The sequence below is a fragment of the Sorangium aterium genome (assembly GCF_028368935.1).
Lineage (GTDB): Bacteria > Myxococcota_A > Polyangia > Polyangiales > Polyangiaceae > Sorangium > Sorangium atrum.
This window is the reverse complement of the sequence record NZ_JAQNDK010000002.1, coordinates 689,288-705,263: the sequence shown is the minus strand read 5'-3', so window position 1 is coordinate 705,263 and position 15,976 is coordinate 689,288. Positions and strand designations below refer to the sequence as shown.

13 protein-coding genes and 1 pseudogene are annotated in these 15,976 nt (G+C 71.8%); 5 read left to right on the top strand and 9 right to left on the bottom strand.

What is annotated here, in order from left to right; all coding sequences use genetic code 11:
* Positions 1-81: 81 nt before the first annotated feature.
* The 6 genes and pseudogenes from POL72_RS17580 to POL72_RS17560 all read right to left on the bottom strand — a co-directional run bounded on the left by POL72_RS17580 (position 82) and on the right by POL72_RS17560 (position 8,133).
* Positions 82-1,332 (bottom strand): transposase, encoded by a 1,251-nt coding sequence (locus POL72_RS17580; RefSeq protein ID WP_272096552.1) that lies wholly within the window; start codon positions 1,330-1,332, stop codon positions 82-84.
* Between the two features lie 3 nt (positions 1,333-1,335).
* Positions 1,336-1,725, bottom strand: a pseudogene (locus tag POL72_RS51740) (transposase zinc-binding domain-containing protein); the annotation flags it as partial.
* Between the two features lie 846 nt (positions 1,726-2,571).
* Positions 2,572-3,045, bottom strand: coding sequence for a hypothetical protein (locus POL72_RS17575; protein WP_272096551.1), 474 nt, complete (start codon positions 3,043-3,045; stop codon positions 2,572-2,574).
* A gap of 590 nt (positions 3,046-3,635) precedes the next feature.
* Positions 3,636-5,846: an ethanolamine ammonia-lyase subunit EutB gene (eutB, locus tag POL72_RS17570; protein ID WP_272096550.1), complete on the bottom strand. Its 2,211-nt coding sequence runs from the start codon at positions 5,844-5,846 to the stop codon at positions 3,636-3,638.
* 39 nt (positions 5,847-5,885) lie between these two features.
* Positions 5,886-7,298, bottom strand: a complete 1,413-nt coding sequence (locus POL72_RS17565; protein ID WP_272096549.1) for an ethanolamine ammonia-lyase reactivating factor EutA — start codon at positions 7,296-7,298, stop codon at positions 5,886-5,888.
* A gap of 157 nt (positions 7,299-7,455) precedes the next feature.
* Positions 7,456-8,133 carry a DUF4336 domain-containing protein gene (locus POL72_RS17560; RefSeq protein WP_272096548.1) on the bottom strand — a complete coding sequence of 226 codons (678 nt, stop codon included), beginning with the start codon at positions 8,131-8,133 and terminating at the stop codon, positions 7,456-7,458.
* A gap of 50 nt (positions 8,134-8,183) precedes the next feature.
* Here POL72_RS17560 and POL72_RS17555 point away from each other — a divergent pair, with 50 nt between their 5' ends.
* The gene (locus tag POL72_RS17555; protein ID WP_272096547.1) at positions 8,184-8,690 is read left to right on the top strand and encodes a MarR family winged helix-turn-helix transcriptional regulator; all 507 of its coding nucleotides are present in this window, start codon (positions 8,184-8,186) and stop codon (positions 8,688-8,690) included.
* A gap of 39 nt (positions 8,691-8,729) precedes the next feature.
* Here the strand turns inward: POL72_RS17555 and POL72_RS17550 are convergent, their stop codons facing one another.
* On the bottom strand, positions 8,730-9,623 hold the full coding sequence (locus POL72_RS17550; protein ID WP_272096546.1) for an RpnC/YadD family protein: 894 nt from the start codon (positions 9,621-9,623) through the stop codon (positions 8,730-8,732).
* A gap of 196 nt (positions 9,624-9,819) precedes the next feature.
* Between POL72_RS17550 and POL72_RS17545 the strand changes: the two genes are divergently transcribed.
* Positions 9,820-10,200 carry a hypothetical protein gene (locus tag POL72_RS17545; protein WP_272096545.1) on the top strand — a complete coding sequence of 127 codons (381 nt, stop codon included), beginning with the start codon at positions 9,820-9,822 and terminating at the stop codon, positions 10,198-10,200.
* Positions 10,201-10,218: 18 nt separating this feature from the next.
* On the opposite strand, the gene tam is transcribed toward POL72_RS17545, so the two are convergent.
* Positions 10,219-10,989 (bottom strand): trans-aconitate 2-methyltransferase, encoded by a 771-nt coding sequence (gene tam, locus POL72_RS17540; RefSeq protein ID WP_272096544.1) that lies wholly within the window; start codon positions 10,987-10,989, stop codon positions 10,219-10,221.
* 197 nt (positions 10,990-11,186) lie between these two features.
* Here tam and POL72_RS17535 point away from each other — a divergent pair, with 197 nt between their 5' ends.
* On the top strand, positions 11,187-12,113 hold the full coding sequence (locus POL72_RS17535; RefSeq protein WP_272096542.1) for a class I SAM-dependent methyltransferase: 927 nt from the start codon (positions 11,187-11,189) through the stop codon (positions 12,111-12,113).
* Positions 12,110-12,637: a hypothetical protein gene (locus POL72_RS17530; RefSeq protein WP_272096541.1), complete on the top strand. Its 528-nt coding sequence runs from the start codon at positions 12,110-12,112 to the stop codon at positions 12,635-12,637. The genes POL72_RS17535 and POL72_RS17530 overlap by 4 nt, the downstream gene beginning before the upstream one ends.
* 27 nt (positions 12,638-12,664) lie before the next feature.
* Here POL72_RS17530 and POL72_RS17525 read toward each other — a convergent pair whose 3' ends face one another.
* Positions 12,665-15,001, bottom strand: a complete 2,337-nt coding sequence (locus POL72_RS17525; protein ID WP_272096540.1) for a PAS domain S-box protein — start codon at positions 14,999-15,001, stop codon at positions 12,665-12,667.
* A gap of 363 nt (positions 15,002-15,364) precedes the next feature.
* On the opposite strand from POL72_RS17525, the gene POL72_RS17520 reads away from it, so the two are divergent.
* Positions 15,365-15,976 carry an NADPH-dependent FMN reductase gene (locus tag POL72_RS17520; RefSeq protein ID WP_272096539.1) on the top strand — a complete coding sequence of 204 codons (612 nt, stop codon included), beginning with the start codon at positions 15,365-15,367 and terminating at the stop codon, positions 15,974-15,976.

Genomic DNA, 15,976 nt, shown 5'->3' with positions numbered 1-15,976 from the left:
CGCGCGCCGTGCATTGGGTGCAGCTCTGGCTCGACGACCGCGACGTGCGTTCGCCATGACGGGCTCGGGCCGGGTGCCCACCTACGCCGCGTCGAACCCGAACGCCATCGGTTCCCACGTTGGATCGCGCGCGGGTGCTGCCGTTCGGGGCTGCGAGGGCAAGTTCAGATGATCGAGGATGCGGCGCACCACCGCTGAGTCGGTGATCGTGGAAAGCACGCGCATCCTCCGTTCGCATCTCGGGCAGCGGAGCGCATCGAAACCGAACGAACGCTTCATGAGCACGGCCCACTCGACGTAGCGCGACGTTGCGAACAACTCCCCTTCGAGCAGCCGCCCCCAGTGCAAGACCGAGATCAGGGTCGGCTCAACTCGCACCGTGGGCTCGGCATGCGCGAGCGACCTCGCTGAGAGCGCCGGCGGAGGGCACGGCGACGCGGGCGCGGGCGATGCGGGCGCGGGCGCGGCGGGCAGAGGCGCGTGCCCCGCGCACGGCTCAGACTTCGCGGCGCGGGCCGGAGGTTTGGGTGTCACGAGAGAGCGCCACGACGAGCGAGGCGCGAACACGCCATGGTATCTCACAAGCGGGATCTTCGGCGGAGGAATCAAAGCCGCGAGCCGGGCCATGAACTCCATTGGACTCATGACGCGGTGAGTGCGTCCCCGCCGAGGTGTCTTCAGCAAGTACGCTATACGCCCATCGGGCAGGAGCTCGATTCGATCGAGTGCGAAGGTCGGGCGGGAGCAGTACCGCACGAGCCTCTCGCGCCCCTGATCGTCATCCGCTGCGATGCGCACCGCGCAATGCACGTCGAACCCGTCGCACGCCGCGGAGAAGCGTCGCTCTCGGCGCTCGAAAGCCGCGTCGGGACTGTCCTTGTGCTCGAAAGGCCGCGCAAGATACGCTCCACCTGCGAGTGCGAGCTGGGTACACGCATCGAGCGCGGAGGGCTCGATGGTCTCGTTGCTGCGCTCCTCGGCCGCGCGCTCGTCAAGGTAGCCGCGGCGCCGTAGCCAAAGAAGCGCACGCTCGCGCACCCGTCGCGCCACCTCGCTGACATCGTCCTTTGAAGGCGGCGGCGCATCGCGGAAGCGCACGCCCATGGCGGTCTTCTCGAAAACGCCGTCGATTGCCAGCGTGTGAAAATGGACGTGAACGTTCAAGCTCGAGCCGAATCTCTGAGGGAACCCGACCGAGCCCGTCCGTGCGCCGGCGATGCTCGCGAGCCGCGTGGTCACGCGGGCGATCTCCTCCGCGAAGATGCGCTCCATCGCCGCGAGGACGTCGGACCTTTTGGCCGCAAGCGCACGCAGCTCAAACGGAAGCGACATGACCCACTGCCTGACGGGCACGTTGGGCAAGATACGATCGACGAGCGTCGCCGCCTCATTGCACATCCGGCGCGAGGCGCAGCTGGGGCAGGGGCCGCGGAGCTTGCATGAGAAGGCGACGAGCACATCGTGACCGCAGCCATCGCAGTGACATCGGATGAAACCTCGCGCGAGATCGCCACAGGCGAGGTAGCCATCGAAGGCGGCGACAACGTACTTCGGGAGCGGGGCCGCGTACGTGGGCGCTGCGTGCGCGACGTAGGTCGCGAGGTGCTCCTGAACAAGGCCATACAACACGGTCTGATGCGGTTCGCGAGGCGCGTAGGCGTGCGGCGCTGGCCGCGAGGTCCTTGGACGCGCCGACAGCGGCCGAGACTCCGCTTGGGTGAGCATCCCGGCGGCTGCGAGCGAAACACGGGCCGCTCGTGCTCCGCGGGGAATTCTGCGGGACGAAAGCCGGCGGGACCTGGCGGCGCCATGGCGGAGAGGTACGGCGCGACCACGACCGCTGCTGCGGCGAGCGGCGGCTCTCAGCCCGGCAAGAGGCGGCTCTGGGATGTCTGATCCCATGATGCGCGACCAGGCACCGCCCAACACAGAATTGGACCTGACGGCGCTTCGCGCCGCAGGTCAATTCAACGTTGGGCTGGCAGAGTGCGGGCACGCAGGCACGATCCCGAAACAGGCGGCAGCGCATCGAGGGGCCCGACAACAGGGCGGCGAGCGAAGGAGAATCCCGCGGCGCTGCGCCGCCAGGCCAGGCGCCGACCCCGATCGGTGATGCCGCGGGCCCTTCACCGCGGGCGACGCGACGGCGGAGGGCGCCCCGTTGGGCCACACCAGAGCCGCCCTCGGCGGCGAAACAGGCGGAAGCCACGAGAATCGCTACTGTTTCCAGCGACCGCTCGTCATCGACCGGTTTTTCTGGCGGGATTTCTGACCCGCAGGGTTGGTCGCTGAGCGGCGCGCCCCCGGGCGCCGCCTCCGGTGCGGCCGGCGCGGCCGCGCCGGGCGGCGCGGCGACGTCCTCGGGCTCGGTCGCGGTGTCGCTGGGCGGCGCGCCGCGGTCGCCGCGGTCCTTGTAGACCGACGGTGCAATCGTGTCGGCGTCTTTCTCGTTCCAGCGCAGGTAGGCCACGGCGCGGCGGGTCTGGTCGTGGGCGTGCACGAGCAGCGCGAACTACGATGCACGCGTCCCATCAGCTTCCGAGATCGACCTCACGACCTGATTGGCTCAGCTCAGTTGCAGACGACAGTGCCGGTCGCCTCGATCAGAAAAGGGCCGTCCAGGTAGCCCTGCAAGATCGCCGCAGAGCTTGTCCCCGTGATGGTCCCGTCCTCGAGCGAGAAGTCATCGCTGACCGGGACGGTGCACGAGAACGACATCGAAGGGATCGAGATGTCCAGCGCGGGGTCCTGGGTCGGGTCCATCGAGCCGAGAATGACGCCGGAGGTGATGTCGTTGAAGTACGTCTCCACGGGATCGTAATAGACGACCTGCTCCGTATAGTAGCCACCCAGGACGCTGTCTGTCGCCGGCTCCCACACGAAGCTGATCGGCCCGTAGGCGTAGACATCTTCGCTCGCGGAAGAAGTGTTGTAGTAAATCGAACCCGAGGCGTAGAACACGCACGACTGTGCGGCGCTCGCGCTCCGCGCGCACAGCAGCGTCGCGACCACCGCTGCGAAAGTAGACAACGTTGATACCATCATGAGCCCCTCTCCTCTCGTGGTGTTGGCCATGTTGTCCCGAGCATCGTGTGTCCAAGAAAGCACGCGCAGATCGTTCGTCTGGATGTCACGCCCTCCATGGCTCGCTCATCCTGCCGGGGGTGTGCGCGGTGAGGCGGCGCCCCATGACCAGCTCAGGAGCGAGGTTGGCGAACGGGACGTCCTTGAAGCGCTTGTCCGGACGGGACGCTGAGCGGGACCGAAGTCATCCATCGGATTTGCATCCCAGGATCCTCTCTTTACTCTCTGTTCGTTCGAAGGACACGCCCACGCGGCGCGTGACGCACCAAAATCGGCAGGTCAGGGTTCACCAGGAACGTAGCCGTCGCCTGCGCCGGGCCCAGCGCACGAGGCTCCGCTGCTCGGAGGACCGCCGCTGACACAAGATCATGGAACAATTGGTGAGTGGACGTTTGCCTGTCCGAGAACGCGACGCCCACCTCGGCAGGCTGGCGCCTGACGCCCGAGTCGAGGAGCTGCTCCAGCTGCGGCGCACCACCAGGATGGGAATTCGAGCACTTGGCTCGCTATTGCCAAGGCAGCGGTAGGGCGAGCCGGCCTGCGCGCTGGGCTCAAGCAGCGCCGCCGGCGAGCGACGCCTCCAGCCGGTTGCCGGCCGCGCGGTGGGCGAGCACCGCCACGGCCTTCTCGACGATCACGCCCCCGGCCTCCGCGGCGGGCAGCCCGCCAGCGTGGATGTTCGAGATCACCGTGTACTCGAAGCCGATCACGGGATTGCCGCTGAAGGCGGCGGCCGCCTCCTGGTCCGCGCCGGGCGGGAGGCGGTAGGCGAGGTAGGCCGAGAGGCTGCTCGACGCCAGCTCGCCGCTCCCCGGGCGCTCGCCGAGCAGCACGACGACCAGCCGCGCCGCGAGCCGCTCGGCGACGGCCTCCGCGAGCTTCACCCGGCCATAACGCGCGAGCAGCGGCTGGCCGACGGTCACGCCGCGCGCCCCCAGGCCGTCCAGCAGGACCGGGAGCAGGTCAGGGAGGTTGCGGTGGACGGCCTCGGCGCTCAGGCCGTCCGACACAACGATCTGCACCTCGGCCTCCTCCGGCGCGAGCCGGGCGGCGCTCTCCGCGGAGAGGCGCGCCCCCGCGTCCGCGGAGCCGAGGTGCTCTCCCTTGCTGGCCGCCGTCGTGGAGATGAGGCGGAACGCGGCGACGCGGGCCAGCTCGCCCTCGCGCAGCTCGGTGGCGAGCGCCGACCGCGCGATGGCCTCGTCGCGGCGACCGCGGCGGCTCACCGCGTTGGCCGGGCGCGGACCGGCGGTGGCGAAGCCGTGGGCGGCGGGCGTGGCCGCGAGCAGCTCGGCGAGCTCGGCCTCGTCCGGGCAGAACTGCCGCACGTCGCCGAAGCGCGGCCCGCGGGTGATCGCGCCCGCCTCGCCCTGCCCCTCCCCCGCGCGCGCCAGGATGCCCCGCGCGAGGGCCCACTCCAGGAACTCGCCGCCGGGCGCGCGGCCGTGGAGCTCCCGCAAGGTCTGCACATCGTGCCCGCTCGTGTCGAAATAGGCGAGCATGCGATCGGTGTTGAGACAGACATCCATGTAGTAATTGGCGCCCGCCGCGGTGAGGAGCTGCGTCGCCATCTGCTGGCCCTCCAGCGTGACGTGGGCGTGGAGGGTGTAACAAGGGGCCATGCCCATGGGCACGCCGAGGAGCTTGCCCATGAAATGGTCCTGGAGGTTCGCGAGGATCATCTCGCGGTCGTCGAGGTGCGTCTCCGGGCCGATGAACCCGGTGACGTTGTTGAGCATGAACGGGTCCCAGCGGCGGGCGAGGCCATAACAGAGCGCCTCGGCCGTGGCCATGTCGATGCCCTCGTGCTTGCCGTACGTGAGCTCGCTGCCCTGGCCGGTCTCGAAATACATGAACTGCTCGGCCTGGCCTGCGAGCGGGCCGCGCGCGGCCATGCGGCGATAGCCCTCGTCGATGAGATCCACGGTGACGTCGAACTCGGTGACACAGCACGACTCGGTGCCTGCCAGGCTCTGAAAGAGGATCTCCACGGGCGCGCCCTGGTCGAGCGCGGCGAGCTGCACCTTGAGGTGCGACAGGCAGCAGATCTGCGTGGGGACGCCGGCCGCGCGGCGGATGCGGTCGAGGTGGCGGAGGATCGCGGCGGTGGTCTCCACCGTGCCGGCCGCGGGGTTGACGCCGAGCAGCGCGTCGCCGGCGCCGATGGAAAGGCCCCAGTAGATCAGCAGGGTCATGCCCCGGAGATCGTCGGTGGGGTGGTTCGGCTGGAGGCGCGAGGCGAGCGTGCCGGGGGCGCCGAGGAGCGTGCGGGCGCGGGTCGGACGGCTGATCTTGCGGGCAAGGTACACGAGCTCGTGCACGTCGCAGAGCTTGGCGAGCGCAGCGGCCATGACGCCGGTGAGGGCGCGGCCGAGGCGCGCCACCTCCAGGCCGGTCGCGCGGAGCAGGTGGTCCTTGAGCTCGCCGAGGCGCAGCGAGGCGATCGGGGCGAAGGCGTCGCGGTCGATGTCGTAATTGACGCGCATCACCGCGTCGATCTCGCCCCGCGCGTCGGTGAGCGGGTGATCGTGGAGGTGCTCCAGGGTCAGCTCGCCGAGCAGCTCCCGCGCGGCTTCCCGTTCCGCGTCGTCGCTCGCCGCGAGGCCTGCGTGTCGATCGCCGGCCTTGCTGCAGTCGGCGGCGCCGAGGAGCCGCTTCAGGCCGCGGAACGAGCCGCCGGGGCCGGGCAGGCGGGCCGCATAGACGACGTCGGTCCGGGGGCGAGGGACCTCGATCCGATCGAGCGGGGTCGGTTCCTTCACGTCGCGCTCCTCCCTTCACGGAAGGTTCGCCGAGCGACGTCATGGCGTCATCCCGTAGAACGAGACCGGCAGGATCTGATCGCACAGGCGGCCGACCTGGACGAACCGGGCGCCGTGCGCCTGCACCTCGTCGATGACGAGGAGGTCGATCGGCAGCGCGCCCCAGCCGGTCACGTAGCCCCCGAGCGTCTTGCCCGCGTTCTTCGCTGTGAGCAGCACGAGGGGGTGCTCCGGGATCGGTCCGGCCCGGCGCAGCGCTCCGGCGATGCGCGCGCCGAGGCGCTTGAGGGTGGCCGCCGAGACGTCGTCGAGGGCGATCTCCAGAGAGCCGCCGCAGGTGCTCCGGCGGAAGAGGTCCACGGCGTGATCGAGCTCGGCGTCGGAAGAGACCGGCGAGAGGCGCGCCAGGATGGGCAGGTCGCGCAGGGGCAAGCGCCCGGGGCGCGGGAGGAACAGCGTCGCGCCGGAGAGCTGGGTGGCGTGGCGCAGCAGGCCATACGCCGTCGCCCGGCCCATGCTGGCCGGCGTCGCCACCCGCGCGCTCAGCCGAGGTGAAGCGAGGATCGCGCGAGCGAGATCCACGCCGAGATCGCCGTGGTGAGCCGGCTCGGGCAGGGGGCGCCCGGCCAGACCGGCGTAGATCAGCTCGCCAACGCCCCCGGAGAACGTGAGGGTGGGCGCCGCGATCCCCTCTGGCAGCGCGAAGGGCACCTGCACGTGGCGCGCTGCCGCGGGCGCGTCGAAGGCGCCGGCGCGCCCCGTGATCGCCGCCTCGAGCAGATCCACATAGAAGGCGACGACGGCCTCGGCCTCGGCCTGCGAGAGCACCTCGCCCGGGCCGCGGCGGAGCCCGAGGTGGTCGAAGGCGGCGCGGGCCTCGGGCGAGAGCGCGCGGAGGCGGCGCGAGCGCGGGTCGAGCGCGACGTGCCGCGCGCCCACGAGAAGACAGCCGGTGCGCTGGACCTCGCCGGCCAGGCCGAGCGCGATGTTCGTGGTGCCGCCGCCGATGTCCAGGTTGACGAGGGGCTCGCCGGGGCGCGCGCGCGACAGGGGAGCGGCGCTGCCCATGAAAGCCACCCAGGACTCGAGGCAAGGGTCCTCGGCGACGGCGAGCAGCGCCTCGCCGACGCGCGCGCGGATCAGCGCCGCGAGCGCGTCGGCGTTGCTCCGGCGCGCGGCGAGGCCGGTGATGATCGCCCCGCCGCCGAAGAGGGCCCCGGGCGCCACGCCCGCCTCGGCGAGCCAGCGATCGAGGAGCGCCGCCGCGGCGTCGAGATCGAGCGCGTCGCCGGCGAAGGGCGTGAGCGCCATCTCCGATCGGTACCGCTCCTCCAGCGCACCGAGCTCCACCCGGCCGCTGCCCGCGGCGCGCGTGAGCGTCGCCGAGGCGGCCACGGCGCAGCTCGTCGTGGAGCCGAAATCCAGGCCGAGCAGGGTGACCTGGGCGCCCATCACCGGACGGTCCTGATCTTCATGGCCAGGCCACCGTCCTACCGCACCGGCGCTCGGGCGTCGCTCCACGCCGGGGACGTCAGAGCACCCGCTCGGGCGCTGCTCGACGTCAGGGACGTCAGGGCACCCGCTCGGGCGCCGCTCGACGTCAGGGACGTCAGGGCACCCGCTCGAACGCGCCCTGCAGCGCGGCCCGACCGCCGCGCTCGACGACGTCGCCGTGCGCCACCACGATGCGCTCCGGCTCCCACGCGAGCATCCGCTCCACCGACGCGCGCACCGCCGCGCGATCGCGCATCATCGAGCGCGCGATGCGCGACGGGCCGAACCTCCCGTAGGCGCCGTTGAGGCGCATGAAGAGGCGCGTCGGGAGGTGATCGCTCTGCGCGATGTGAAAGCAGAGATCCCAGACGAAGAGGGTCCTGCTCGGCCGGTGGAAGAAGACCACCTCCTCGAGCTTCGGCATCCCGCCGACCGCCGCCTGGTCGAGTTCCGCGGACCAGAGCGGGTCCGGCGCGCCGTCGAGCACGCCGGTGAACGTCACGTCAGGGCGCTTCTCGCGGAGCCCCCGTGCACCGTACAGCCGCGCCCCCGGGAACAGCCGCGCCGCCGGCGAAAGGCCGAGGTGGTGCAGCAGGTTCGGCGCCACGATCGCCCGCACCTCGCCGAGCGCGCGGATCTCGTCCGCCTCCCGCTCCACGCTCGGGAGCGGCGAGAAGAGCAGCAGCCCGCCGTCCTCGAGACGCACGACCGGAGATCGCACGGGAAAACGGAGAAACCCCACCTTCAACGTGTCTTCCGCAGCCCAGAGGGATTGATCGAGCCGTCGCAGCATGCTCCAATTGGTAAACCTTCTTGACCATTTAGTCAAGCAGCTTGACCATTATGAACCAACACGACCTCGATCCCTGCGACGTCGCCGAGCTCGCGCGGCGCAAGCGCGCGAGCCTCGGGCAGCTCCTGCTCCGCTCGGCGCGGCTGCTCGACGAGCGGGCGGTGGCGCGCGTCGCCCGGCGCGGCGCACCCGGGGTGCGCCGGGCGCACACGGCGCTCATGCCTTACATCGATCTCGAGGGCACGCGGCTGACGGATCTCGCGGAGCGCGCCGGCGTGACGAAGCAGGCGGTGGGTCAGGTCGTGGAGGAGCTCGAGGCGGCGGGCGTCGTGGAGCGGACGCCCGATCCGGACGACCGGCGGGCGAAGCGGGTGCGGTTCACGCCGCACGGCCTGAAGACGCTGCTCCACGGGCTCGGGGTGCTGCACGAGCTGGAGGAGGAGCTCACGCGAGCCATGGGCCAGAAGCAGATGGCCTCGCTGAAGAAGGGGCTCACCGCGCTGCTCGCGGCGCTGGAAGCGCCGGAGGCCCCGGAGACGCCGCCTGAGGGCCGGTGAGCGCCGGCGCGGCGGGGCTCCGTCGACGAGCACGGCGCGTCAGGAGAGCACGTCGGAAGCGTCCTTTGCTTCGAGGGCGTTATCGACCCACCGATCGAGGGTCGCAGGGTCCTTGCACGCCTGGATGCGCTCGCGGTGGTCGGCGGTGAGGGCGATCCCCGCGCGCGCTGCCAGCCGGAGCAAGGCGTCGCGCTTGGCCTCGAGCATGCCCTCGAGCTTGCCCTCGATGCGGCCACGCTCGATGAGTTGCTCGGCGAACGGGGGGAAAGTTGCCTTGCCTTCGGTCTGCCGTTCCATGATCAGCGCCTCCAGGGCTCTCCGCATGGGTTCACGCAACGCATTGTAGACGATCTGGAAGTACGCCGCCGCGTGCTCGTGATCGAACCGCCCGAGCGCGGCCAGCGCGATCTGGACCACGGCCAGGCCGTTCGGTCCGTTGCCGTGTGCCACGGCCGAGAGAATGGCGAGCTCGGTCTCCTTTTCCGCCTCGGCCTGATCCGTCACCTCCGGCACGCTCGCCGGCCCCAGCACCAGCGGCTGGAGCGTCCCCAGCCCCAGCCCGAGATCGATCCTCTGCGCGGCCCAGGCGGCCACCTCCGCATCGGGCGCGACAACGAGGACGACAGCCGAACACTCCTTCCGGGCCCGCACGACCGCAACGTAGACAGGCCACGAGTAACCCTTGCGTCGATCGATGTCGCGCTGGACCTCGAGGACGATGGAGAGCACCAGATCTCCAGCCCCGTCGCGGAGCTCGAGCACCAGGTCAGCGCAGAACTCGACAGGGATGAGCTGGTCCAGCGAGGCCTCAACGACCGCGACCGTGGCATAAGGCGGGAGATCCAGATGAAAGAGGATCTCGAGAAAATGAGGCGCGAGCGCCGGATTCTCGCGGAACATGTCGACGAAACCGTTGTGCTCGAGCGTCGGCATGGACGGCACGCTACTGCCAGCCACATGAGGTGGGCAAGCTGCGCGCACGCGTCCTGCCGTGTCTCCCGTGAGCGTAGATGAGCGAAACGGACCACGGTTCAACCACGTAAGTCGCCGCGTCGCTCCACGCGCAGCCGCTCAACCGAGCTCGCGACGAGGGCTTCCCCTGGCGGCGCCGTCGCGATAGGACTGCAGCGTGACACGCACCATCGCACGGTGGATACCCCTCCTCGCAGCGCTCTCCGCCGGGTGCGCCCCGGCGCCGCCCCCCGCAGCCCCGACGGCCGAAGAGGTCACCGCGAAAAAGGCCGCCAGCATGGCGCTCACCGCGCTGCTGAACCGCAAGTTCGACGTCCAGGGCTGCGACGCCTCCGACGCGCGCGTTGTCCAGGAGGCCGAGGCGCGCGCGGGCACGCCGCAGGGCGAGCGCTGCACCCTCCTCGTTGCGCGCAGGAGCGACCGGACATGGCTCGTCGCCGTCCGCTCCTCGCTCTCGTCAGGCTCCGTCGGGGCGCAGGCGCTCGTGACCGTGCTCCCCGAGGCCGAAGGCGTCGGCGCCATCGAGTACACGCGCTGATCCGCGCGGCGGCCGCGCTCACCGCGCCGTGGCGACGAGGAACAACCTCCGGAACGGAAACGGCGTCTTCCCGTCCGCCGCCTTCGGATACGCCGCCGCCACCCGTCCGCCGTACTCCTCCAGGAACTCGGCCCGCTCCTGCGCATCGAGCGCCGCGAGCAGCGGCCGCAGCGCCGTCCCCTTGGTCCACTCGACGACCGGATTCGCGCCCTCGAGGACGTGCAGATACTCCGTCTCCCAGATGTCGAGCCGCGCCGCGTGCGGCGCCAGCATCCCGTAATACCCCGCCGGCGCCGCGACAGGGCTCTCCCTCACCACCGCCGCCAGCTTGTCGCGGAAGCGAGGCAGCCGGCTCGCCTCCACCATCGCCGTGTGCGACGGCGCGCCGTGGTTCCTCGGCATCTGCACCGCCAGCACCCCGCCGGCCGTGAGCCGCCCGAGCAGCGCCGGAAACAGCGCCTGGTGGTCGTCCAGCCAGTGCAGCGCGGCGTTGCTGAAGATCAGCGCAGGCGGCGCGGACGGCGCGAAGCGCGCGATGTCGCCCTCGACGAACCGCGCCCCGGGCAGCGCGGCGCGCGCCTGCGCCAGCATGTCCGGAGAGCTGTCGACCCCGAGGATCCCCCGGCCCGGAAAGCGCTGCGCCACGAGGCGGGTGATGTTCCCGGCCCCGCACCCGAGATCGACGATCTCGCCCGGCGCGGTGAGGTCGACCCGGCCGAGCAGGTCAATCGCAGGGCGCGCCCTCTGGTCCTCGAACTTCAGGTACTGCGCAGGATCCCAGTCCGCCATCGCGCCCTCCACCGATCCAGCGCGGCGGAGCGTGAGCTCCCGCGCCGCCCTTTCCTTTCCCTAGTTCCAGCAGATCCGGGCGCGCCTGTCGACGCAGAAACCGAGGGCGACCCCGGCGGCGATCGCGCCCGCGGCAGCGCCCGAGCCGCCGAGCGCCGCGCTGGACATCTCGGCGCGGCGCCGGCACCCTCGCGCCGGTGGATGCTCCGGAGATCTCCGATCTCCTCGTCGACTACGATCCAGACACCCTCGCGCGCCTGCCCGTGCGCCGGAGCGCGGTGGTCGAGCGCCTCCGCGCCGCGGGCCGCCCCGGCGCAGCCCGGCTCGCCGCGCGGCTCCCGGCGCGGGACGATCTCCTCGACGAGGCCGCCGTCGACGCGCTCCTGCTCCGCGTCCACGCCGAGCTGCAGCGCCTGTCCGAGGAGTTCGACCAGGGAGAGCGCGTCCGCTTCGTGCTCGCGCCGCTGCTCGACGCGCTGCGCGCCGCCGGCGCGCCCCGCCCCCTGCGCGTCGTCGATGTGGGCTGCGGGCTCGGCTACGTCGTCCGCTGGCTCGCCGCCCGTGGGGCGCTGGGCGCCGACGTCGAGCTCGTGGGCTGCGATTACAACCGCGCGCTGATCGAGGCCGCGCGCGCCGCGGCCAGCGACGAGGGCCTCCCGTGCCGCTTCCACGTGGCCAACGCGTTCACGCTGCGCGAGCCCGCCACCGTCTTCCTGTCCACCGGCGTCGTCCACCATTTCCGCGGCGACGCCCTCGTGTCGTTCTTCCGCGAGCAGGCCAGGGCCGGCGCCCTCGCGTTCATCCACTTCGACATCAAGCCGAGCCACCTGTCGCCCCTCGGCGCCTGGATATTCCACCAGGCCCGCATGCGCGAGCCGCTCTCCCGCCACGACGGCGTGCTCTCCGCCCTCCGCGCCCACGCCGGCGACGCGCTCCTCGCGGCGGCGCGCGCTGGCGCCGAGGGCCTCTCCTCCGCGCTGTTCGACGGCCACGTCGGGCCCTTTCCCGTCCTGCGCATCATGCACGCGGTGATCGGCCTCCGCCCGGACCTGCGCGCGCGCTTCGTCGACCAGCTCGAGCGGCTCGGCCCGCGCGGCGGCCGCCGGCTCGGGGCGTTCTCGTGATCCCCGCGCTGCTCACGCTGCTCGCCCTGGTCGACGCCGCGTTCTGCGGCTTTCGCGACGCCGCCGGCCGCAACCCGCGCATCGAGAAGCGCGCCTATTTCCTCCGCGCCGTCCGCCGCGGCGCCCTGGCAGGGCTCATCGCCGTCGCCGCGCTCGCGGCCCTCACCTTCGCCGTGCTCGGGCTCGCGCCCGACCCCGCGGGCCTCTGGCTCGATCTTCTCGCGGCCGGACGGCGCCTGCTCCTCGTCTACGGCGCCTACGCCGCCCTCGTCTGCACGGCCCTGCTCGCCTACGCGCTGCCCGTCCACGAGGCGCGCGTGCTCGCCAGCGTGACGATCCTGGGCCCGTTCACCATGGTGCGCCCCTGGGTCCTCGCCGCGGGCGCGCTCCTCGCCGCGCTGGCCGCCGCGCGCGCGGAGACGGCCGCCCTGACGCTCGCCTCCGCGCTGACGATCGGGCTCATCGAGCGGCTGCTCGGGCGCGGCTGGCGCCGCGGCCGGCCCGTCCCCTTCCGGCCTTCGTAAACGCTCCTCCTCAAGCGGCCCCGGCCGCTACCGCTCGCCGCGCGCGATGTGCGCGAGCAGCACGTCGGGAGCGATCGGCTTGACCAGGTGGGCGTCGCACCCGGCCTCCCTCGATCTGCGCAGATCGTCCTGCTGGCCGTAACCGGTGAACGCGATGATCTTCAGCTCCGTCGCGCCCGGCCAGCGCCTCATCCTCCGGGCGACCTCGTAGCCGTCCATCTCCGGAAGGCCGATGTCGAGCAGGACCACGTCGGGCGCGAAGCTGCGCGCCATCTCCAGCGCCGAGGCCCCGTCGTGCGCCAGCCCGATCGCGTGGCCAGCCTGCTCCAGGAGCAGCGCCAGGGCGAACGCGTGGTCGCGGTTGTCGTCGACGACGAGGACCCGCCGCGGGCGCGCGCTCGAAGCGGGCTCGACGGCCTCCCCGGGCTCGGCCGCCGCCTCGACGGCCGGCAGGCGGACCGTGAACTCGCTGCCGCGGCCCTCGCCCTCGCTCGCGGCCGACACCGAGCCCCGGTGCATCTCGACGAGCCGCTTCACGAGCGTGAGCCCGAGCCCGAGCCCGCCGCGCGCGCGGTCGAGCGTCGGGTGCGCCTGCTCGAACAGGCCGAAGATCCGCGGCAGCATCTCCGCCGGGATCCCGACCCCGGTGTCCTTCACCCGGACCACGATCTCCGCCTCCTCCTGGCCCGCGGAGAGCCAGAGGCGCCCGCCCTCGGGGGTGTACTTCGCGGCGTTCGTGAGGAGGTTGACGATCACCTGCTCCAGGCGCGCGGTGTCTCCGAACACCGGGAGCGGCCGCGCACCGACGTCGAGCGAGAGCTCGTGCTTCGAGGCGTCGATCAGCGGCGCGGCCGCCGCCACCGCCTGGCGGACGACGTCGCGGAGATCGAGCGGCGCCTGCTGCAGCGTGATCTTGCCGCGCGTGATCCGCGAGACGTCGAGCAGATCGTCGACCATGCGGCCGAGCTGGCACAGCTGCCGCTGCATGACCGACCGCGCCCACGCCCGCCGCGGCTCGGGGACCGAGGGCATCTGCGAGACGCTGAGCGAGAACTGGATGGCCGAGAGCGGGTTCCGGAGCTCGTGCGCCAGCATCGCGAGGAACTCGTCCTTGCGGCGATCGGCCTCGAGGAGCGCCTGCTCGGCCTGCTTGCGCGCGGTGATGTCATGGCAGGAGACGGCCACGCCGTCGCCGACCTTCACGGCCATGTTGCGCACCCACACGCGGCGCCCGCCGGCTGTGAGCTCGACCTCCGTGTCGTGCGGCTCGCCGGTCTCGACGGCGCGCGCGTAGCGCGGGAACATCTCCGCCCGAAGGTCGGGCATCACGTCGAGGAGCCTCCGGCCGACGAGCGCCTCCAGGGGCACGCAATGGAGCCGCCCGGCCGCTGGGTTCGCGAACTCGATCAGGAAATCGACGATCTCGCCCCCGGCGTCGCGCACCGCCCGGAGCACGACGAACGCGTCGAGCGAGAGCTCCTGGGCCGCGCGGAAGCGCTCCTCGGTCTGGCGCCGGTCGGTGATGTCGATGTTCATCCCGATCCACTCGCGCACGCGCCCCTCCGCATCGAGCAGCGGCACCGCCCGGGCCTGCGTGCGCCGGTAGCTGCCGTCGGCGGCCCGGATCCGGTACTCGATCTCGTAGCGCGCCTTCGCCTCGACGGCGCGCGTCCAGCTCTGCATCACCTGCTCCCGATCGTCCGGGTGAACGACGGCCAGCCACCCGCGGCCGAGCATCTCCTCGGGCCTCTGGCCGGTGACGGAGCACCAGTGCGGCGAGTGCTGCTGCGTGAGCCCCTCCGGCGTCGTCGCCCAGACGACCTCCTCGGTGGCCTCGACGAGGCCGCGGTAACGGTCCTCGCTCCAGCGCCGCGTCTCCTCGGCCTGCTTGTGCTCGGTGATGTCCTTGACCACGCCGATCGTCCGCACCGGCTTGCCGCGCTCGTCCCTGATCACCGCGCCGCGCACCACCGCCCAGCGGACGCGGCCGTCCTTGCGGACGTAGCGCTTCTCGCTGCGCCACTCGAGGTGCCCGCCGTTCAGGGCCTGCACCCAGGTGGCGGTCTCCCGCGGGCGATCGTCAGGGTGCGTGAGGTCGGCGAAGGGGCGATCGAGGAGCTCCGCCTCGGAGTAGCCCGTCAGCTCGCAGAACGCCCGGTTGCACCCCACGATCCGCGCCGTCACCGGATCTCCCATGACGAGGGGCACGCCGGCGAGCTCGAGCGCCTGGAGCAGGTCGCGCACGCTCACGAGGTCCGCGCAGATCCCGCTCGCGCCCAGGCGCGTCCCCCCCGGCCTGGGGCTCCTCCCCTCGGAGAGCGCTGCGCTCGCCGCGCCCTCCAGCTCTTCTTGAGTCGATGTCACCCGCCCCCCGCGACGCCCCCCCGAGATCGCCGGCCTGCGTACCGGCCGCCAGGCACGCGGCGTCGCGGGCATCGTAGTGCAACGGCGCGCCCCCCGGCAGCTCGCGGATCGAGCCGGCTCGGCCCTTCACAGCGGCTCCGGCGCGGCGCGCGGCGGCGCCACATCGAAAGGAATCGCCCCTCGCACCCCCTCGGAACAGGGCCTGTCGCCACGGCGCCTGTCGCCGGGCGGCGCGGGGCCGAGGGCCCCTTCACCTACGAACTCCTCGACCCGCCGCGCGAGCGCGGAGTAGCATCGCGCGCCGCAACCCACCGATCACCGAGGAGCGCCGCGCGATCCGTCGCCGGCCGCACGCAAGACCCTATGAAGCTCGCTGTCATCTCAGGCAGTCACCGCAACGGCTCCGAATCGGGGAAGATCGCCCGCCACGTGCAGCAACAGCTGGCGTCGTCGGCCGACGTCTCCTCCACATACACGCTCGATCTCGCCGACAACCCGCTTCCGCTCTGGGACCCGGAGGTGTGGCAGCCGTCCGAGAAATGGGAGCGCGTCTGGTCCCCCATCTCCGCCGAGCTCAGAGCGTCCGACGCCTTCGTGATCATCGCGCCGGAGTGGGGCGGAATGGTCCCCGCCGGACTGAAGAACTTCTTCCTCCTCTGCTCCCGGGGCGAGCTCGCGCACAAGCCCGCGCTCATCGTCGGGGTCTCCGCGAGCCTGGGCGGCTCCTACCCGATCGCGGAGCTGCGCATGAGCAGCTACAAGAACACGTACCTCTGCTACATCCCGGACCACGTGATCGTGCGCAACGTCCGCAGCCTGCTCAACGACCCGGAGGCGCCGCAGTCCCCCGACGACGAGCGCATCCGCGAGCGGCTCCGCTACGCGCTGGGCATCCTCCTCCAGTACGGCAAAGCCCTGCAGCACGTCCGCGCCAGCGGCCTGGTCGATCTGGCCAAATACCCCTACGGGATGTGA